Origin of the sequence: Paenibacillus sp. FSL H7-0943 (assembly GCF_037963265.1) — a bacterium.
Classification (GTDB): Bacteria; Bacillota; Bacilli; order Paenibacillales; family Paenibacillaceae; genus Paenibacillus_AQ; species Paenibacillus_AQ odorifer.
The window spans coordinates 1,458,129-1,478,594 of sequence record NZ_CP150148.1 but is presented as its reverse complement, the minus strand read 5'-3'; the positions used below and the strand labels follow the sequence as shown (position 1 = coordinate 1,478,594).

Here is a 20,466-nt window from a genome sequence, read left to right as displayed (position 1 = left end):
TTTGAGACCCATCATAAAGAGCGGGTGCTTCAAGAGAACTGGAATCATAGAAGATCTAGCTGCTCCTCAAGCTCCCGCTCTTTAGCGGGAAGTTCATTCATATCATATCAGATTAATGCAATCAAGCAGTAATCCGTTAAAGTCGCAAAATAAAATATTTAAGAGTTACCGCGTACCATAGCCGTAATACCCGTGCGAGACAGTTCTCTGATTCCATAAGGTTTCAAAAGCTCGATCATCGCATCAATCTTCACTGTATCTCCAACTACCTGTACTAACAATGTAGTGCTACCAATATCAACAACTGAAGCCCGGAAGGTTTCTACAACGCCCATAATTTCCGGACGCTCACTTGGATCAGCATTCACTTTAATCAGAGCCAGCTCACGAGCAACCATGGGCTTAGATCCAAGATCAACGACTTTAATTACATCAATTAACTTGTAGAGCTGCTTCTCGATTTGTTCAAGCGTATGCTGGTCTCCAAGAGTAACGATAACCATCCGGGACAATCCAACCTCTTCAGACTGGCCAACCGTTATACTCTCAATATTAAATCCGCGGCGACCGAACAAACCCGACACCCGTTGAAGCACACCCGGCTGGTCATTTACGAGTACAGAAATCGTATGTCTTGTCACTGTTATTCATCCCCCATCAGCATATGATCGATGGTTGAACCTTGAGTTACCATCGGGTAGACATTCTCGTCTTTTGGAACAACGAATTCTACCAATACTGGACCCGGTGTTTCCAGTGCTTTCTGCCATGCATCACGTGCTTCTTCCTTATTCGTCGCCCGTAGACCTTTTACACCATAGGCCTCAGCCAGCTTAACGAAGTCCGGACTGCCTGCGAGGTCTGTAAAGCTGTAACGTTTATCATAGATAAGATTCTGCCATTGGCGAACCATGCCAAGCACCTGATTGTTAATTACTACAATTTTGACTGGTATATTGTTAATCGCACATATCGCTAGCTCTTGGGAACACATTTGCATGCCGCCATCACCATTAATCGATACTACCAACCGTTCAGGATGTGCCATCTGTGCACCGATAGCTGACGGGAATCCGAAGCCCATCGTTCCAAGACCGCCTGAAGTAATCCATGAACGCGGATGATTGAACTTATAGTATTGTGCAGCCCACATTTGATGCTGACCAACATCCGTTGTAACAATCGCTTCACCTTTAGTGGTGTCATTGATCATTTCAATCACCCATTGTGGTTTAAGCTCTGTTTCTGAATCCTTATACCGAAGCGGCTGATCTAGCTTCCACTGAGCAATCTGTGTTCTCCAAGCATCAGCATTAGATGCGCGGCCAACCTCAGGATTCAGCATTTCCAATACCGTTTTCACATCGCCTACAATCGGAATATCAGGCGATACATTTTTCCCGATTTCTGCAGGATCGATATCGATATGCACGATTTTGGCTTTTGGCGCGAAGCCGTCCAGTCTGCCAGTAACACGGTCATCAAAACGTGCACCGATATTAATGAGCAAATCGCACTGTTGGATCGCATTATTCGCGGTATACGTACCATGCATACCCGGCATTCCCATCCAAAGTTCTTCTGCACTAGGGAAAGCTCCGAGACCCAGCAAGGTTGTAGTAATTGGAATCTCTGTCCGTTTCACGAATTCGAACATAGCTTCATGTGCTCCGGAGTAAATAACTCCACCACCTGCAATGATGATCGGACGTTCAGCAACCGCAATCGCACGAACCAATTTATCAAGCTGCAGTTTGTTTGGAACTGTACAAGGATTGTAGCCCCGAAGATTCACTGTTTTCACTGGTGTGAACAACGTCTTCGCTGCTGACACGTCTTTCGGAATATCGATCAACACTGGACCTTTACGACCGGTATTCGCCACATGAAAAGCTTCATGTATAACACGGGGGAGATCCTCAACATCTCTTACAAAGTAGCTATGCTTAGTGATTGGCATCGTTATCCCGGTAATGTCTGCTTCCTGGAAAGCATCTGTACCGATCAGGCTGGAGAATACGTTACCTGTGATTACAACCAATGGAGTGGAGTCCATATATGCTGTAGCAATACCTGTTACAAGATTCGTTGCTCCGGGACCTGAGGTAGCTATACATACCCCTGGTTTGCCACTTGCTCTAGCGTAACCGTCAGCTGCATGAATAGCACCTTGCTCATGACGTGTTAACACGTGATTGAAATCCGTAAAACCGTACAATGCATCATAGATGTACAGTACAGCTCCACCCGGATATCCGAATACAGTGTCTACACCTTCTAATACAAGGCTGCGGAGTAATATCTCGGAACCGGAAATGACCTCCGGCTCCATCCATTTTTCTTTTAACTGCTCAGTAGACCGTAATTCCGGTATTTGCGCGCTCATCAGTATTCCTCCTCCGATATTTAACATTCATTATGCAAATGACGGACCGTCCTTTATACATCAGCAAATGGTTCCTTATAAAACAAAAAAACCTTTCGCCTCCCACGCACAGTATTAGCGCGTGAGGGACGAAAGGTTGATCTTCCGTGGTACCACCCATGTTTGCATTACATCTCGCGATGCAACGCCTTATCAGGTATACAAAAATCCATCGATGTAGGCAAGGGCCCTAATCTCTGTAACCTGAAGTCCCTAACGCGGACTAAACGATTCCCCCTAATAATTCCACCACTCTAGCCAGTGGACCTTTCAGGAAAACAGCTCCGAGGTGAGCTCGTATATAAGGGATTTCGGTGGAGGTTGCAGCAGATCCTCACACTCTCTGAGCAAAAGAGCCCTTAAAACTTCGTCCTCATCATTGCCGATACATGTATGTTCGATAAAATGTTTAGACACATTATATGATTCCTAACATGGATAAGTCAATACCCTTATTTTTAATATTGTCACAACTCCTACTTCTACGTGCTGGGAACCCCCACCACGCTCCCGACATATGATGTACGACAATGCGTAGAAAGGGGGCGCTCTATGATCCGTTATCGTCGACCCAAGCAGGATGACGTCATTATCCTTGATTTAATCGAGCGACAGCTTGTACCATTATCTCATTTACCAAAGACTGAAATTGCCAAAATCAAAAAAGATATCCCCCGTCGTCTGGGACACGGTATCACCTTAGTCGCCTGTCCCGACTATGAGAGTGATCCAATGGGGTTTGTCCATTTCCTGCTGCATGGTGATTTACTTTATATCGATATGTTAGCCATAGCACCCGCAGCACGGCGCAAACACTTGGGGAATATGCTCATGGATCGAGCAGAACGATTTGCACTATCACGCGGATGTCATCGGGCTAAGGTATCCGTCGATTTAGGAAACACAGCAGCTCTTGCCTTTTATCAAAAATTGGGCTACAGCGTAGCCCGTTATCAATCCCTAAGCTTCTGTTACGAATTGGAGAAAAGGTTCATCTAGTTAAATCAAATTTCAACTGAACTTAAAAGAATCCGAAAGGTGGATAGGGTGTGCCTCCGTACCCGTAACCTCCATAAGGATTGCCATAGCCAGGACCTCCGCCATAAGGCGCTCCACCGCCATAGCCACCACCAAAAGCATAAGGTGCTGTACCAATGGCTAGCAAATCAAACAACACTAAAGGAATGATTGCTTTGGTTTGTACTTTTTTACCACTTACGCGTTGTAATATCAGACGATTTCCGGATACACGAAGCAGTTTCCCTGTCACCTGAGTACCGTCCTTTTTTACTGCAATGATCTGCTTACCCACGAGTCTCATAACCTGCTTCTTCGTAACTGGCTTAGTCATATGATCCCCTCCTAAATGTTTTGTACGCCTCTCATTTGCATCATCTACAAAACAGTCTATTCGATGGAAAGGACCTTCGCCTGTACACTTGCCCTCCTGCCTCAATGTTTATCCTTGCTGATCCTAATAAAAAAGCCGTATTTCCGGGAAAAGACCGGAAATACGGCTTTGAATAGTTACATGTCTATCGCTTACCAGGATCGTATGGCTGTCCTAATGCCTTAGGAGCAGAGGAACGGCCTACAGCCCCTACCAGCACGATGATAGTCAGTACATAAGGGATCATAAAGATAAACTCTTGAGGAATATTTTGTGACCACTCATACAATTGAACATAGTTGCGAATCGCTTGGGAGAATCCGAAGAATACCGCTGCACCAAAGGCACCAAGTGGATTCCATTTCCCAAAGATCATCGCTGCAATGGCGATAAAACCTTGACCAGAGATTGTATTATGTCCAAAGGTTCCGGTTGTTGTTAAAGTGATTGTAGCTCCACCAATACCCGCCATCAATCCACTCAACATTACACCGATATATCTCATCCGATTAACTTTTACACCCAGTGTATCTGCAGCACTTGGATGCTCACCTACTGCACGCAAACGCAATCCAAATGGCGTCTTAAACAGAACCAAATAAATAACGATGACCAGTATTATGGCCAGATAAGTTGTAGGATAGGAATTAAAAATCCCTTCACCAATCACTGGGATTTTGGAGAGCCCAGGAATTGCAACCTTGCTAAACCCATCAATGATCGGAGTTTCAGCAGATCCATCAAACAGGAGCTTTACCATATAGAGCGTGCTTCCTGCAGCTAAAAAGTTAATAACCGTACCACTAATCGTCTGATCAGATTTAAAGGTTATAGATGCAACCGCATGAATTAGTGAGCCTAGCACACCAACAGCTATAGCACAGAGTACACCAACCCAAGGAGCCCATTCGCCCATTCCAGCGTCCTGAGCATAATAACCGCCTACTGCTGCCGCAAAGGCACCAAACATCATCAAACCTTCAAGTCCAATGTTTACGACACCGGAACGTTCAGAGAAGATGCCGCCAAGTGAGGCAAAAATGAGCGCTGTGGAAAAAACAAGCGTTGTATTAAGCAGTTGACCTAACGTCTGCAGATCCATCTATAACACCTTCTCTTTCTTGCGCTTGAAGTAAAAGGGCTTAAGCACCCAGCGCACAATCCCTTGTGCCGCAATAAAGAATATGATTGAACCAATAACGATACGAATAAGCTCTGGTGGAACATCTGCAGCAAAACTCATACCCGCAGAACCATAAGTCAGCGTACCGTAGAGAATCGCAGCCAGAATAACACCAAGTGGATGTGTTAAACCAAGAAGAGCAACAGCGATACCATCAAATCCATATCCTGGCGATGCCGCGAAAATAGCTTGATAATGGAATACACCAAGCACCTCTCCTGCTCCGGCCAGACCGGCGAATACACCACTTATGAACATTGCCTTCATAACGTTACGTCCAACATTCATCCCTGCATATTCGGCAGCATGTGGATTGTAACCAACTGCACGCATTTCGTAGCCCTGCTTGGTCTTCCATAAGTACACATAGAAGAATACCGCTGCAGCAAGAGCAATAGCTGTACCCCAGTGTAGACGTGCATTATCAAATATCGAATTCAAAAAGGTCATGGAAAGCGAGGCCGGAATATCCTCGGAACGATTTTGTCCTGGAAGCAACAAAAAGTTTCTAACGATATAATTCGACAGGTAAAGAGCAATCCAGTTTAACATGATTGTGGTAATAACTTCGTTAATCCCACGTTTTGCTTTCAAATAACCGGCAATCCCTGCCCATAAACCACCGCAGACACCCGCAATAATTACAGCAAGCGGGACAAGCAGGAAGGATGGCAGACCTGCCATCTTAATACCCACCACTGTTGCCGCTGTCATACCAATCATTACTTGGCCATCTGCCCCGATATTAAACATCCCTGAACGGAATGCGAAAGCTACGGCTAGCCCGGTGAGCATTAATGGTGTCATTTCGCGCACAGCTTCACCAAAGTTATACAAATTACCAAACACCCGTTTGAACAGTGCGGAGTAAGCAGTTATCGGATCATAACCGCCCAGAAGCATAACTATTGCTCCCACAAGAAAACCAAGCACGATGGCAACCAGAGGAACGATGTAGCTGTCAGTTGTGAAGATTTTTTTGAACTTATTCAACTGCCTTACCTCCCCGCTGCAAGCTGCCTGCCATCATAAGACCCAGTTCCTGATCATTCGTATCTTGCGGGAACACTTCACCGACAATTTTCCCTTCATAGATAACAGCGATTCTGTCAGAGACGTTCATAATCTCGTCCAATTCAAAGGAAATAAGTAGAACAGCCTTTCCTTGATCACGCTGAGCTATGAGTTGCTTCTGAACAAATTCGATAGCCCCAACATCTAAACCGCGCGTAGGTTGTGCGGCAATTAACAATGTCGGATTTTTATCTATTTCCCGCGCAATAATCGCTTTCTGTTGATTTCCGCCGGATAAAGAACGGGCTTTGGTCTCTATTGAAGGTGTACGTACATCAAATTGCTCTATAAGCTTCGCTGCGTACTTATCAATGACATCATTTTGCAAAAAGCCATTTTTGTTGTAAGGACTCTTATAATAGGTTTCCAAAACCATATTCTCACTCATGGTGAAATCAAGCACTAATCCATGCTTGTGGCGGTCCTCAGGAATATGAGAGACATTCATCTCTGAAACCTTCCGCGGTGATAAATTAGCAATTTCATTGCCAGAAACGGTTATCGAACCCGAATCAATTTTGCGCAGACCTGTAATGGCCTGGATCAACTCACTTTGTCCATTGCCATCTACGCCAGCAATCCCGAGAATTTCCCCTGCTTTAACTTCAAAGCTAAGACCATCCAGTACGGAGACCCCGTCTTTACTCTTACTGCTGACATCCTTCAGTTTGAGTACAGATTGGCCAACCTCAGGAGCTTTCTTGTCCACTTTAAAAGTTACGCCACGCCCAACCATTTTTTCAGCTAGCTCATTAGGATTGGTCTCTGCGGTATTCACAGTATCAATTACTTTCCCACGTCTAATAATGGTGACCCGATCAGATATTTGCATGATTTCTTTAAGCTTATGCGTGATCAAAATAATGGATTTTCCCTCTGCAACAAGCCGCTTCATAATCGCCATGAGTTCCGTAATTTCTTGAGGCGTAAGTACTGCGGTCGGCTCATCAAATATGAGAATATCCGCTCCACGGTACAGGGTCTTCATAATTTCTACCCTTTGCTGCATACCTACCGAAATGTCATGAATAACGGCATTTGGATTCACTTGCAGGCCATATTGCTCCGATAGCTTCCGAACCTGTTCCGCAGCGGATTTATAGTCAATTTTAAGACCTTTTTTCGGCTCCATCCCAAGAACAATATTCTCGGTCACCGTAAAAGGCTCCACAAGCTTGAAATGCTGATGAACCATACCAATACCAAGCTCAATAGCTTTATTGGGGTTATCAATAATAACCGGTTTCCCGTCGATTTCAATACTGCCTTCATCCGGTTGATACAATCCAAATACAATGTTCATTAAAGTGGACTTGCCTGCACCATTCTCACCAAGCAATGCAAGGATTTCACCCTTTTTAAGCGTCAAGCTAATGGAATCGTTAGCAACAATACCGGGAAAGCGTTTTGTGATTTGCTTCAACTCTACGACAGGAGCCGCAGCACTCATGGAATCACCCTCATCACAGAATATATAACTACCTTATAGACACGGATGTACCGCCCTTTGTAAGGCGGTATATCTATGTTCCTCTTATCATAACCAGTGCTTTAACAAGGAATAAGGCCAGCACAACACCGGCCTTATTCTTTGATCCTTATTGTAATGCAATAAATGGAGACTAACTATTACTCGGAAGGAACAGTGATTGTTCCATCAATGATTTGTTTTTTGTATTCTTCAACTTTAGCTAGGATCTCTTCAGAAACGTTGTCCTTAGTATCAGAAATACCTACACCATTATCTTTCAGACCAAGAACGGTTGTAGTACCGCCCTTGAACGTACCGTCAATTACTTCTTTAGAAACTTTAAGAACAGCTTCGTCTACACGTTTGATCATGGAAGTCAAAGTAACGTCAGTACCAAACTCGATGGATTGGTCTTTATCTACACCAATAACCCATACTTTAGTACCGCCTGCTTTGTTACGAGCTTTAGCTTCGTTGAATACGCCATTTCCTGTTTGTCCAGCAGCAGGGAAGATAATGTCGTTTCCGTCGTTATACAATGTAGCCGCAAGAGATTTACCAACGTCTGGTTTGTCATAACCACCAGCATAAGTAGGTGTTACTTTAGCTGAAGGGTTAACTGCTGCTACACCAGCTTTAAAGCCAGCTTCAAAACGTTTGATTACAGGGCTTTCCAGACCACCGATGAATGCAACTTTGTTAGTTTTTGTAGTCAGACCAGCAACCACACCAACCAAGAAGGAACCTTCATTTTCGGAGAAAGTAACGGAAGCTACGTTAGGAGCTTCAACTACGCTATCAATGATAGCCAAGTTAGCATTTGGGTTCTCAGTAGCTACTTTTTTAATTGCGTCGCCAAGATCAAAACCAATACCCCAAGTCAAGTTGTATCCATCTTTAACGAAGGAGTTAAGGTTTGGCTCATAGTCAGCATTTGATTTACTTTGCAAGTACTTAACGCCACTACCTGTTTCTTTTTCAAGAGCTTGCAATGCTTCCCATGCGGATTGGTTAAACGATTTATCGTTTACGCCACCAATGTCAGTAACCATACCAAATTTGAAATCGGATTTAGGTGCGTTTGTTCCTGCATTGGTTCCTGCATTAGTTTCACCTTTAGCGGCGTTGTTATTGTTGTTTCCACAGCCTGTCAAAACGACTGTAAGAGACAGCAACATTGCAAGAGATAGCTTTAAACCTTTTTTCATTGAATGTAATCCCCCTTAAAATATTGGATGTCTTCTGTGTTCTGCTTGGACATTCCATTAGTTCAAATTATAACTGCAATAAAATCTAAAATCCAGTGCATAAATGACCTCAGGTCAATAATAATTTGCACTTTTTAGCAAGTAACCGCTTTCCATGACATAGCATGTTACAGTTATGTCTGGTTAATGTCAGAAACCCTGATTTTACTCTGTATAGTATTCCAACACATTACAAATATTATTGCACACTTAAGTGATTTCTATTATTATGATTCCTTAGTAATTGCACTGAAAGGAAGTTATCAGATCATGACCGAAGAAATAAATCCACAAACAACACCGGCCTTCAAATATTGCCGTGAATCCCGTGTCTTCAAAACCGGACGCGTTTTCCCTAATGATGTCAATAATCACAAAACATTATTCGGTGGCAAGCTTATGAGCGGCATTGATGAAGTAGCCTCCATTTCAGCTATGCGCCATTGTCGAACTAACGTCGTCACAGCCTCTACAGACTCTGTAGACTTCTTGAGACCCATTCGCCCTACGGACTCCGTATGCTTTGAATCCTTCGTCTCCTGGACCGGACGGACAAGCATAGAGGTGTTTGTGAAGATCATTTCAGAAAATCTATATACTGGAGAGCGCGCTGTCGCTGCTACTTCATTTCTAACCTTTGTCGCAGTCGAAGAGGATGGCACACCTACTCCGGTTCCAGCTATCATCCCAGAGACAGACGAAGAGAAGCTGATCAACGAATCTGCTAATGAACGTTCCGAGCTACGAAAAGTTCGCCGCAATATCAGCAAAAAACTCGCCGCTCAATTAAACACCATAAAGTACTGGGAATAGCTCTGCAGATGCAGAGCTTTTTCTTTTATGTAGGGAATTCCAACGCTGCTTCATCCCTATCTTACCGCACAAAAAAGCACCGCTGCATGGGCAACCCGCAGGCGGTGCTTTTCGGTTATATTACAACACTTACGCGTTGATTTTCTCTTTAGCAATACCAGCCAAGGAGTTGAATGCGTTAAGATCATTCACAGCCAGATCAGCCAGCATTTTACGGTTAACTTCTACACCAGCCAATTTCAGGCCGTATACAAGCTTGCTGTAAGAAAGACCGTTCAAACGAGCTGCTGCATTAATACGAACGATCCACAGTCTGCGGAAGTTACGTTTAGTTTGACGACGGTCGCGGTAAGCGTAAACCATCGATTTCATTACTTGTTCTTTAGCTGTTTTAAAAATACGGTGTTTAGAACCGAAATAACCTTTTGCCAATTTCAACACTTTTTTATGTTTACGACGAACTACAAATCCGCCCTTAACTCTTGCCATATTAATAAACCTCCCAAAAATGTGTAATAAACTATTTCAAGTTAGCCAATCCTTGTTTCAAACGTCTTACATCCCCAGGGGCCATTACTGGATTTCCGTTCAGAACGCGCTTAGCGCGTTTAGATTTGTGGGACAGCAAGTGGTTTTTGTGAGCTTTGTAACGTGTTACTTTACCAGTTCCGGTAATTTTGAAGCGGCCTTTCAGGCTGCTGTGTGTTTTCATCTTAGGCATGGTGTTTCCTCCTTGAATATTATGCGGCGCCAAATTGCAGATAAGCAAGTGACTCCAGATTTATTGAGCTTTAGGAGCCAAAATCATAATCATGCTGCGGCCTTCCAGCTTTGGCTGGCGCTCAACAACAGATATATCAGCCACTTCGTTCTTCACTCGTTCGAGGATTTTTTGGCCGATATTCGCGTGTGTAATCTCACGTCCGCGGAAACGTACGGAGCACTTCACTTTATCGCCCTCACCCAAGAACTTGATCACATTGCGGAACTTAGTTTGATAATCATGTTCCTCAATGTTAGCACGGAACCAGACTTCCTTGATATCAACGACCTTCTGGTTTTTACGCGCTTCCTTCTCTTTCTTCTGCGTTTCATAACGGAACTTGCCGTAATCCATGATGCGGCATACCGGCGGCTTAGCCTGTGGTGCTACATTGACTAGATCCAGATTAAGATCGATCGCCATTTGCAGCGCTTCGCGGATCGGTTTAATTCCGATTTGCTCACCTTCCGCACCAACCAACCGTACCTCTTTGGCCCGAATTTCATCATTGATCATATGTTCCTTACTGATAACTCTCCACCTCCGGATCTTTTTAACAACTATTCTCACGTAACTCCATAAAAAAGGGGTGCCGGTAACACCCGACACCCCGTGTTTGATCAACGTTCATGAACATTAACATTCATAAAGCATTGAGATCAAAACCAGCCGGCGAATATGCCAGTCAGGTGAGAAGCAGGTGCTTCTTCTTGCAATCCCTATGATTTGCGTACTTGAATACTATACACCACACTATTCGGGGTGTCAATCCTTTTATGCAGAAATTTCGTGAATTTTATACCTGCTTACTTTGTACTTCTTCAAGTCGTACTACGCGAGTATGCTTGGTATGGCTCCATTGCTTATTGTTCTGCGTGAAGAACGCATAGAACGTAATCGGATACCACGAGATCAAGTAGATCGGGAAGAATACAAGATAAGCATATACTTTCTTGAACGTAACCTTCTCCAATGCCATCGCAATACCAAAAGTCACCAGATTGGCGCCAATAGCCAGGAAGCTGAGCCAGATCGGCAAGCTGCCGTAAATGTTAGCGATATTCGGTCCGTTAAAGAACGCCATATCCACCCACATTACCGCCGTCATTAAAAAAGTGAGCAATACAATATATACATTCGCTCCATAAAGCGCGAGGTCAAACTTCGTTAAGCTGCGTTCTTTAATACTTTGCCAAAGCAATGGAAAAAAATAACGGCGAGCAACAGTGAAGTGTCCCTGCATCCAACGCAGACGCTGTCTTGAGGAGGCCTTGAAGGTTAACGGCTTCTCATCAAATACCTTTGCATCATAATTGAACTTAGGATATACACCATGTGCTGCACTTCGCATCGTAAACTCCAAGTCCTCGACCAAACTTGTAGCTCCCCAGCCCATTTCTTTAAGAAGTGTGGTCTCAAAACACATTCCGGTTCCGCCAAGGAAGTTAGCCATATTTAAATTATGGCGTGAAAGTTGCCACAAACGGTTAATATACCAGTACGAAATACCATAAGCAGCTGTAATCCAGGAATCCTCTGGATTCTTGGTATCGATATAACCTTGGATTACCCGTGCACCTGAACAAAGATCATTATTCATCTCCATCAGGAACTCAGTATGCGCCAAGTTATCGGCATCGAACATGACAACAGCATCATATTGCCGGGGCATAGCCCACAGCTCTTTAAGCATCCATTCTATTGCATAGCCTTTACCTCTCAGATTTGCATTGGTGCGGACACAGGCGTTCATGCCGTGTTCTCTAACGATGCGAGCTGTACCGTCTGTACAATTGTCACAAATTACAAATACATCGTACAGTTCTGATGGATAATTAAGCTGCTTCAGATTCTCCATTAATGCGCCGACAACTTCTTCCTCGTTATGTGCGGCAACAAGTACGGCAAAAGATTTTTCCGGCTTATACTGCGTCTTTTTCTTTTTCCTGTGCAGCCCGAATAATGAAAACGTAAACTGATAGACTGCGATTGCTGCCAAGATCACTTGGAGCGTAACAAACAGTGCGTCTGTCATGACCTTTTGATGCCCCCTTTTTTCACTCTTGGTGTTCTTTTTTTCTCTCTAGCTTGCTTGACGTTCTTTCTGACCCTTTTGTTGCATCCCTTAACAATAGACCAAGAGTATTCTTATTCTCGGCAGACTTCACAATTTTTATATATGCTGTTTAAAAGAATTCTATGGATTCCTTTTTTTGAATCCTTATTTATCTCTTACCCTTTTAAACAGGTTTAGTCTGCTTGAATCATTGTAAAGCGTAATAGTGCTCTAAGTCAAAACTGGCAAATTTCGTGTAAACCTGAGCTTTTCCTTGAAATGAACTACCTTTAAAAAGTATGATTAAGACAGATCTAAGCTATAGAACGGATTACTGCATTAACATCTGTTAACGGTAGCCGGACTAGCGGAGGGAATTAGATATGAGACATTTATTCATGAAACTACATCTCTGGGAGCGGAATCTTTTTAAGTGGATCAACGGACGAATGCATAATCGTTTTTTGAACTTTTGGCTCTTTTACCTTACTCATTTGGGTGGAGCTACAAGCACGATTGTTATCAATATACTGGTATGGGTATTAGCTCCTGAGCCTTGGAGAACTACAGGTTTACAAGCCTTGACAGCACTAGCTGTCAGCCATATACCCGTAGCTATCGCCAAAAAACTGTACCCGCGTATGCGTCCTTATCTGGCGTTACCGGAAACCAATACTTTTCGTAATCCATTAAAGGATCATTCTTTTCCATCTGGTCATACTACAGCTATCTTTGCTTCTACGGTCCCTTATATGCTGGCGTTTCCTGCTTTGACCGTTATTCTGCTGCCGCTAGCTTGTATTGTCGGATTTTCTCGTATTTATCTTGGATTGCATTATCCATCAGATGTTATAGCTGGCGCAGTGATCGGTTCCTGCGTAGCAGCTGGTACTATAGCCTTATGGATGTAAAGCATTTATTGTTAATAACCGGGAAAACCCTTGAGAATAGGTGAATCAACATTGCGTAAAAAAAGAATCTTAATACTCTCGGAAGGTTTTGGCGCCGGACATACACAAGCAGCTTATGCGTTGTCGAGCAGTCTGCGCCAATTATCGCCTAATTTACAAACGAAGGTGCTAGAACTTGGAAATTTTTTAAACCCCAAGATGGCACCTATTATTCTGTCTGCTTACCGAAAGACGGTAACGACACAGCCAAAATTGATGGGTTATGTCTACCGTCACCAGAAATCATTCAATCGTCTTACCACGCTTGCCTTGCATCGTATATTTTATACGCATGCCAAAAATATTGTGAGGCAACTGAAACCCGACGTAATTGTCTGCACACATTTTATTCCAGGTGCTGTAGTGTCCCGCCTAAAGAGATTGGATCCTACCCTAAATGTGCCGCTCGTCACCGTCATAACGGATTATGATGCGCATGCAACCTGGATTAGCCCAGAGGTAGACCTTTACCTGGTTTCAACACCTGAGGTTAAATCCAAATTGCGCAGCCGAAATATTCCTGCCACGAAAATTCAGGTAACAGGTATACCGATACACCCTAATTTTTGGAAGCATCCCGGAAAGCAGGAGATTCGAGAGCAATTCAATCTGCGGGAGATGCCAACCGTTCTAGTCATGGGCGGCGGCTGGGGAATCATGAACGACCAAGTCGTAAATGCTTGTCTGGCGGAATGGCGTGACAAGATTCAGATTGTTTTCTGTCTCGGCAATAACGAACAGCTGCTAAAGGAAATGAAAGAAGACCCGCATTATAATCATCCTAATATCTCCTTACTCGGCTTTACGCGTGAAATCCACAAGCTGATGGAGGTGTCCGATCTGCTGGTTACAAAACCGGGAGGAATGACCTGCAGTGAAGGGCTTGCAAAAGGTATTCCGATGCTCTTCCATCACCCTCTTCCCGGGCAGGAGGAGGAGAATTGCCGCTACTTTACTGCAGCCGGCTTCGGAGAACCCATCGAATCTTTAGAGGTTGTCGAAATGTGGATGGAGCGCCTCTTAAACAACTATGAGGATGTGCAAAACAAGCGCAAACTTCATCTTGAAGAAATTGCGCGCTACCATCCTTTACAATGTGCTCAGAGTATCATCGAATTATTGGAATAGTTAATTAAAAAAGCGGCAGCCTCCAAACTACTTTACTTGGAGAGTTGCCGCTTTATTATTGAAGCATGCCATTTGAAGCAGTGCTTTGTAACTACAGCCGATATTTATCCAATCGGGTAGCCTGATACTGTTTGAGTGCTTCTGCACCTACAATTGCCTCGCAACGATGGATATTCACGCCACGTCCGACAAATTTCGTCTCATATTCTGTCATGATATGATCCTCGTTGATGATGCCATCTGCATGTAGGTCCAAAGAAATATTTTTCATCTGCAAGCCAAAGTCCGCAAAGGCATTTAATGAGAACTCAAAAAGACTGCGGGAATCTGTTTTTAGATGAATTTCACCTAGATCGCTAAGCAAACCGCGATATTTGTCAAGAAAACGTGGATGTGTCAAACGACGCCGGGCATGCTTGCTTTTAGGCCACGGATCGCTGAAATTAAGATAAATCCGTTCAAGCTCTCCCGGAGCAAATACTTCCTCAGCATAATCGATATTTGCAAGTGCCAATTTCAGGTTAGGCGGTGTTTCATGTCCTGCCGGCTCCCATACTGCTCTAGCCTTATCTCCAGCACGGCGGATCAGCTCATCATACATATCCACTCCGATAAAGTTAATATCAGGATATTTAAAGCTCATTTGGCTGATAAACTGTCCTTTGCCCATTCCGAACTCCACATGGATCGGATGATCGTTACCGAACAGCTTGGACCACTCACCTTTATAACTCCGAGGATCTAGAATGACTAAATCCGTCTGTTCTTCCAAACTTTCACGTATTCCTTTTCTTCCGCGTAAACGCATAGGTATTCCTCCGATTATCTCTTATACGATAACTGTCACTTGCAATATTGTGCCGAAATTGTCCCAAAAAGTAAAGGGATTGCGGTAAAAAAAGAAAAAGGAATTCTCTGGTTCAGCTCTTAAATGAGCTGTTCAGAGGAATTCCTTCGTTGTTGTATATTGGAATAGATTTCGTTCTTGTCTGGCAAATCAAGATTTACTTTGTGTTTGTGGCAAATGTCTTTTTTTCGAATGCGCTACGAATTTTGCGCTGCGCATCTGTCTTGATCTTAGGGTTGCCGTTAAATTCCACGCCCGTTAGTGCAAGGGCTTCATCTGGTGTTAAGTGGACTTCAATCGAATCTTTACCCTCAGCATATACCGTTTGAGAATTCATTGCTATCACCTCACGGTTATTATTATGGATCGGACGACACGAAATTATGAACTCTTGGATGAATTTCTTTATGCCACAGCAGCTTTTCACACTCTGAATATAACATACTATGTAAGCATTTTCAAGCTGAAAGCGCCTTATTTCCTGCCTATTTTTCATGCCGTTATGAGGAGTCAATGTTACGCCGAGCTCGGTTTTTTGATACAATGTATTGGATTATAAGAAACGGCTGTGCGTTCTCTGGGATAAGGACGCCATCTGTCTCAGAAAAATATAAGGATAAGGAATCTTATCCATAATTATATTTTCAGAAAGGGGCTTCTCGTGTCTAATCTTCAATACACTTCTCCTCCGCAACTTTGGGGAGATAAACGTTTTCATACTTGGAATTACGAAATGCGTGAACACATGAACACCAAGGTATTCAAAGTTATGCTTGATGCAGGCTTTACCTGTCCCAATCGTGACGGCTCCATTGCTAAGGGAGGCTGCACATTTTGCAGTGCCAGAGGTTCTGGTGATTTTGCCGGAAGCCGCCGAGATGACCTAGTCACACAATTCAATAACGTCCGTGACAGACAGCATCTGAAATGGCCAAATGCTAAATATATCGGTTACTTCCAAGCCTATACTAATACGTACGCTCCGGTCGAAGAGCTGAGAGAATATTTCGAAGTTATTTTGCAGCAGCCTGGTGTCGTTGGATTGTCTATTGCTACCCGCCCTGACTGTCTGCCGGATGATGTGGTCGAATATTTAGCAGAGCTGAACAAGCGTACGTATCTTTGGGTAGAGATGGGTCTTCAGACTATACATGACTCCACTTCTGAGCTTATTAACCGGGCGCATGATACGCAGTGTTATGTGGAGGCTGTGGAAAAGCTGCGCCGTCACAATATTCGAATCTGTACCCATATCATTCACGGTCTCCCACAGGAGACGCACGAAATGATGCTTGAAACGGTATCTGCTGTAGCTCGCATGGATGTGCAGGGAATTAAGATTCACCTTCTGCATCTCATGCGGAAAACACCAATGGTGAAGCAGTATGAAGCAGGATTGCTCCGATTCATGGAACAGGACGAGTATGTGAAGCTGATTGCTGATTCACTTGAAATTCTGCCCCCTGAGATGATTGTTCATCGCTTGACTGGAGATGCCCCACGGGATCTCTTAGTTGGACCGATGTGGAGTCTCAAGAAATGGGAAGTGCTAAATGCCATTGACGATGAGCTTGTTGCTCGTGATACTTGGCAGGGTAAGTATTGGAGGAAGGGCTAATGGGCTTTATGTCCGTTCTAAGCTTTGCTCATAAATTAATCTCTGAGCGGCTAACTTTAGGTGACCGTGCGATTGATGCAACTGTAGGTACTGGTGCTGACACGCTTTTTCTAGCCAAAACAACCGGAGCTCGTGGCGAAGTCTACGGCTTTGACATTCAAGCTGCGGCGCTGAAGCTGGCAGAAGAACGTCTCCGGCTTGCGCGGGAGGACACTTCCTCACTCTCTGCCGTTACCTTACTGGAACGCAGCCATGCCGAAATGGCAGAAGCCGTCCCGGCTAACTGGCCAGGCACCGTTGGTGCTGTAATGTTCAATCTTGGCTATCTGCCTTCAGGCGATGCCGACAAGAATATCATTACTGAGCCGGATAGCTCTATTGCAGCCCTGGAAGCTTCACTCCAGCTGCTGCGTCCGGGGGGAATTATTACGGCTGTACTGTATCCTGGCCATGCAGGCGGAGATCTCGAAGCCGCCGCTGTTGAAGCTTGGGCTGCGACTGTTTCCCCTAAGGTAGCGCAGAGCATTGTATACCGCCAGCTGCAGCGCACGGACGCACCTTATGTAATTGCCCTCGAGAAGAAAAAAGGTTCCCCATCTTAAGCTTTATAAACAATCAAACTATCTTGTAATTGGGAAGGAAGATTACGAATGACACAACCATATCCTTTAAAATTTCAACCGGAGTTTAAAGAACGTGTCTGGGGTGGCCGCGCGCTGGAGAAATTCGGCCTGAATCTACCAGAAGGCCATATTGGTGAAGGCTGGATGATTGCCGATCATGCGAATGGAACATCTTCGGTGGTTAATGGAGAATTAGCTGGACAAGGTCTGGATCAAATTCGTGAGCAATTTGGTCACGAGTGGTTCGGAAGCAAGGGAATATCAGAAGCTGGTGGAAGATTTCCACTCTTGATCAAATTGTTGGATTGCAACGACAACCTTTCCGTTCAAGTCCATCCTACGGATGATTATGTAGGATTGCCTAAAGGTGAACTGGGTAAAACAGAGATGTGGTACGTATTAGACGCTAAGCCAGATGCAAAAATCATCTACGGCCTTAAAGAAGGCGTAGACCGTGAAACATTACGCGAAGCACTGGAAAAAGGCACGGTTATGGATAGCCTTCAAGAGGTATCTGTCTCCGCTGGCGATTCCTTCTACATCCCTGCCGGAACGGTACATGCTCTATGCGCTGGTGTCGTTGTAGCGGAAATCCAACAGAATTCCGACACTACATACCGTATTTATGACTACGACCGTCCAGGTCTAGATGGAAAACCACGCGAGCTTCATATTGAGGATTCTCTAAATGTTACAGCTTATGAAGGCGCTGGCGCTACTTCGATGAAGACCGATCATGCAGTGCCTGGAGAGTGGCTGCAGCTTGCCGCTTCACCTTATTTTATTGTCGAAAAAGGGATCGTAAATGGTTCATGGGATCTCACCACTTCAGAAGACAGCTTCACTATTCTGGTTATCTGCGAAGGCAGCGGACATCTGACTTGGGAAGGCGGCTCCCAGCCTTATGCCGCAGGGGAATGTTATCTGATTCCTTCCAACCTAGGCCGTTATACTATCGAGGGTCATTCTACTGTGCTTCGCTCTTATTTACCATAAGTCGAGAACCTTTAGGAGGAATGGACCATGAAGGAAAACAGCTTTACTCTAACGGATCCCATAGGTGTAACCATCCATGTCTATGAATGGTTACCTGAGTCCGATGTGCCAGTTAGAGGAATCGTGCAAATTTCACACGGGATGTGTGAAACTGCTGCCCGCTACGCTCGTTTTGCGGAAGCTTTAACCGGGGTTGGTTATGCAGTATATGCCAATGATCACCGGGGACATGGTAGAACCGCTGGTCAAGTCAATCTGCTTGGTGATGTTGGGGAGGACGGATTTTATTGGATGCGGCGTAATCTTCTGCAGGTAGGTGCCGCAGCACTCTCCAAGCATGAAGGAAAGCCCATCATTTTATTCGCACACAGTATGGGTTCCTTTCTGGGTCAAAAACTCATGTGCGAAGAAGGCAACGAAATCTATTCAGGGTTTATCCTAAGCGGGACAAACGGTCCACGCAGTATGCTGCGTATTGGAGAATCTCTGGCTAGCGCGCAGCTTAAGCTAAAGGGTGAGCATCATCGCAGTGTACTGCTGAACAGTCTGGTATTCGGCAGCTATAACCGCGCCTTTTCCCCGGTCAGAACAACATTTGACTGGCTGAGCAGCGATACTGCGGAAGTAGATAAGTACATTTCCGATCCATTCTGCGGAGCTATTTGTACAACACGCTTTTTCCGTGGTTTCTTCCACCTCTTAAGAGAGATCCATACTGAGGAATCACTTAGCACATTGTGTACAGGTAAGCCCATTTATATATTTGGTGGGGATAAGGACCCTGTCGGTATGAACGGTCAAGGCATTCCCCGTCTTGCGGAGTTGTATAAGAAACGAGGAGTGTCAGACGTTGAGTTCCGACTCTATCCAGAAGGTAGACACGAAATGCTAAATGAAGTGAATCGAGATCAAGTCACAGCCGATGTGCTCAACTGGTTAGAGCGCCACCTTCCTTCAGAGGTTGCTAAGATAAGTTAAGAAAAAAGCGCAGTTGTTAGTGAATTTATGAGACGAGAAATGAGAGAACATAGAAGCGATGCTCCCGGTATTTGGGAGATCGCTTCTTTGCGGTTTGCGTAACTTATCTCAGCAGACTTCTCAATCTAACAATCTCCAGTTCCTCCGCGCATCTGAACTTTAGTAAATAAACTTCCGCCACCACTTTCGGACTCAGTTGACGCTGTCTTCAGCTCATCGCTCTCCCCCTCCACGTACAAACTCGGTTGTCGCTAGCTACACATCATCACCATTCCCCTCTACTTTCGGACTCAGTTGACACTATTTGCTAATTTATAGCCTTTCGAGCTAGGTTTCGGACTCCAGTGCAGCTATTCATGCGAAACAGGTTCATATTGGGTGTTTTTCGTGACAATAGCGACTATGCGGTCCGTTAGCATCAAAAAAACAAGATAATTCCACGTATAAGGTCCGCTGGGTCCGCCTGCGTCGGGTTACTCACCGCTTTCGGACCCAGTTGACACTAACTACACATCATTACTCTCCCCGCTACTTCCGGACTCAGATGACGCTATTTGCTAATTTATAGACTTTCGAGCTAGATATCGGACTCCAGTGCAGCTATTCATGTGAAACAGGTTCATATTGGGTGTGTTTCGTGTCAATAGCGACTATGCGGTCCGTTAGCACCTAAAAAACAGGATAATTCCACGTACTAGGTCCGCTGGGTCCGCCTGCGTCGGGTTACTCACCGCTTTCGGACTCAGTTGTCACTAGCTACACATCATCATCATCTTCCTCCTCCGCTTCGGACTCAATTGACACTAACCACACATCATTACTCTCCCCGCTACTTCCGGACTCAGTTGACGCTATTTGCTGATTTATAGCCTTTCGAGCTAGGTTTCGGACTCCAGAGAAGCTA

At 44.6% G+C, this 20,466-nt stretch carries 21 protein-coding genes and 1 other annotated feature; of the genes, 8 read left to right on the top strand and 13 right to left on the bottom strand.

Annotated elements, in window-relative coordinates; all coding sequences use genetic code 11:
* Positions 1-158: 158 nt before the first annotated feature.
* On the bottom strand, positions 159-647 hold the full coding sequence (gene ilvN / locus NSQ55_RS06525) for an acetolactate synthase small subunit (protein WP_170914191.1): 489 nt from the start codon (positions 645-647) through the stop codon (positions 159-161).
* Positions 644-2,386 carry a biosynthetic-type acetolactate synthase large subunit gene (gene ilvB, locus NSQ55_RS06520; RefSeq protein ID WP_036679490.1) on the bottom strand — a complete coding sequence of 581 codons (1,743 nt, stop codon included), beginning with the start codon at positions 2,384-2,386 and terminating at the stop codon, positions 644-646. Before ilvB ends, ilvN begins: the two co-directional genes overlap by 4 nt.
* Before the next feature lie 591 nt (positions 2,387-2,977).
* Here ilvB and NSQ55_RS06515 point away from each other — a divergent pair.
* Positions 2,978-3,424, top strand: coding sequence for a GNAT family N-acetyltransferase (locus NSQ55_RS06515; RefSeq protein ID WP_036679492.1), 447 nt, complete (start codon positions 2,978-2,980; stop codon positions 3,422-3,424).
* A 22-nt stretch (positions 3,425-3,446) separates the two neighbouring features.
* Here the strand turns inward: NSQ55_RS06515 and NSQ55_RS06510 are convergent, their stop codons facing one another.
* From NSQ55_RS06510 to NSQ55_RS06490, 5 genes are all read right to left on the bottom strand, one after another.
* A complete protein-coding gene (locus NSQ55_RS06510; RefSeq protein WP_076128060.1) occupies positions 3,447-3,776 on the bottom strand; it encodes a hypothetical protein in 330 nt (109 codons plus the stop codon).
* Positions 3,777-3,960: 184 nt separating this feature from the next.
* Entirely contained in the window at positions 3,961-4,917 is a 957-nt protein-coding gene (locus tag NSQ55_RS06505) for an ABC transporter permease (RefSeq protein WP_036679496.1), read from the bottom strand.
* The gene (locus NSQ55_RS06500) at positions 4,918-5,991 is read right to left on the bottom strand and encodes an ABC transporter permease (protein WP_076107269.1); all 1,074 of its coding nucleotides are present in this window, start codon (positions 5,989-5,991) and stop codon (positions 4,918-4,920) included.
* Entirely contained in the window at positions 5,984-7,522 is a 1,539-nt protein-coding gene (locus NSQ55_RS06495; protein ID WP_036679500.1) for an ABC transporter ATP-binding protein, read from the bottom strand. The genes NSQ55_RS06500 and NSQ55_RS06495 overlap by 8 nt, the downstream gene beginning before the upstream one ends.
* Before the next feature lie 179 nt (positions 7,523-7,701).
* Positions 7,702-8,751 (bottom strand): BMP family ABC transporter substrate-binding protein, encoded by a 1,050-nt coding sequence (locus NSQ55_RS06490; RefSeq protein WP_076107271.1) that lies wholly within the window; start codon positions 8,749-8,751, stop codon positions 7,702-7,704.
* A 309-nt stretch (positions 8,752-9,060) separates the two neighbouring features.
* On the opposite strand from NSQ55_RS06490, the gene NSQ55_RS06485 reads away from it, so the two are divergent.
* Complete coding sequence (locus NSQ55_RS06485) at positions 9,061-9,603, top strand: acyl-CoA thioesterase (RefSeq protein ID WP_051491073.1); 543 nt, start codon at positions 9,061-9,063, stop codon at positions 9,601-9,603.
* A gap of 129 nt (positions 9,604-9,732) precedes the next feature.
* Here the strand turns inward: NSQ55_RS06485 and rplT are convergent, their stop codons facing one another.
* The 4 genes from rplT to NSQ55_RS06465 form a co-directional block, all read right to left on the bottom strand.
* Positions 9,733-10,092, bottom strand: coding sequence for a 50S ribosomal protein L20 (gene rplT / locus NSQ55_RS06480; RefSeq protein WP_036679505.1), 360 nt, complete (start codon positions 10,090-10,092; stop codon positions 9,733-9,735).
* A gap of 31 nt (positions 10,093-10,123) precedes the next feature.
* Complete coding sequence (gene rpmI, locus NSQ55_RS06475; protein ID WP_036679507.1) at positions 10,124-10,324, bottom strand: 50S ribosomal protein L35; 201 nt, start codon at positions 10,322-10,324, stop codon at positions 10,124-10,126.
* 60 nt (positions 10,325-10,384) lie between these two features.
* Positions 10,385-10,882, bottom strand: a complete 498-nt coding sequence (gene infC / locus NSQ55_RS06470) for a translation initiation factor IF-3 (RefSeq protein ID WP_036679510.1) — start codon at positions 10,880-10,882, stop codon at positions 10,385-10,387.
* 57 nt (positions 10,883-10,939) lie between these two features.
* Positions 10,940-11,084, bottom strand: a sequence feature (ribosomal protein L20 leader region).
* Positions 11,085-11,162: 78 nt separating this feature from the next.
* A complete protein-coding gene (locus NSQ55_RS06465; RefSeq protein ID WP_036679513.1) occupies positions 11,163-12,401 on the bottom strand; it encodes a glycosyltransferase family 2 protein in 1,239 nt (412 codons plus the stop codon).
* Positions 12,402-12,805: 404 nt separating this feature from the next.
* Here NSQ55_RS06465 and NSQ55_RS06460 point away from each other — a divergent pair, with 404 nt between their 5' ends.
* Complete coding sequence (locus tag NSQ55_RS06460) at positions 12,806-13,333, top strand: phosphatase PAP2 family protein (protein WP_339172086.1); 528 nt, start codon at positions 12,806-12,808, stop codon at positions 13,331-13,333.
* Between the two features lie 51 nt (positions 13,334-13,384).
* A complete protein-coding gene (locus NSQ55_RS06455; RefSeq protein ID WP_076128064.1) occupies positions 13,385-14,500 on the top strand; it encodes a glycosyltransferase in 1,116 nt (371 codons plus the stop codon).
* 91 nt (positions 14,501-14,591) lie between these two features.
* Here NSQ55_RS06455 and trmB read toward each other — a convergent pair whose 3' ends face one another.
* Entirely contained in the window at positions 14,592-15,308 is a 717-nt protein-coding gene (gene trmB / locus NSQ55_RS06450) for a tRNA (guanosine(46)-N7)-methyltransferase TrmB (protein WP_036679523.1), read from the bottom strand.
* A 196-nt stretch (positions 15,309-15,504) separates the two neighbouring features.
* The gene (locus tag NSQ55_RS06445) at positions 15,505-15,684 is read right to left on the bottom strand and encodes a hypothetical protein (protein WP_036679526.1); all 180 of its coding nucleotides are present in this window, start codon (positions 15,682-15,684) and stop codon (positions 15,505-15,507) included.
* Between the two features lie 324 nt (positions 15,685-16,008).
* Between NSQ55_RS06445 and NSQ55_RS06440 the strand changes: the two genes are divergently transcribed.
* The 4 genes from NSQ55_RS06440 to NSQ55_RS06425 are packed head-to-tail and all read left to right on the top strand — an operon-like array spanning position 16,009 to position 19,562.
* On the top strand, positions 16,009-16,965 hold the full coding sequence (locus tag NSQ55_RS06440) for a TIGR01212 family radical SAM protein (RefSeq protein WP_076107276.1): 957 nt from the start codon (positions 16,009-16,011) through the stop codon (positions 16,963-16,965).
* Positions 16,965-17,567, top strand: coding sequence for a class I SAM-dependent methyltransferase (locus NSQ55_RS06435; protein WP_076219068.1), 603 nt, complete (start codon positions 16,965-16,967; stop codon positions 17,565-17,567). The genes NSQ55_RS06440 and NSQ55_RS06435 overlap by 1 nt, the downstream gene beginning before the upstream one ends.
* A gap of 48 nt (positions 17,568-17,615) precedes the next feature.
* A complete protein-coding gene (locus NSQ55_RS06430; RefSeq protein ID WP_076128070.1) occupies positions 17,616-18,584 on the top strand; it encodes a type I phosphomannose isomerase catalytic subunit in 969 nt (322 codons plus the stop codon).
* A gap of 27 nt (positions 18,585-18,611) precedes the next feature.
* On the top strand, positions 18,612-19,562 hold the full coding sequence (locus NSQ55_RS06425; RefSeq protein WP_076128072.1) for an alpha/beta hydrolase: 951 nt from the start codon (positions 18,612-18,614) through the stop codon (positions 19,560-19,562).
* Positions 19,563-20,466: the final 904 nt, after the last annotated feature.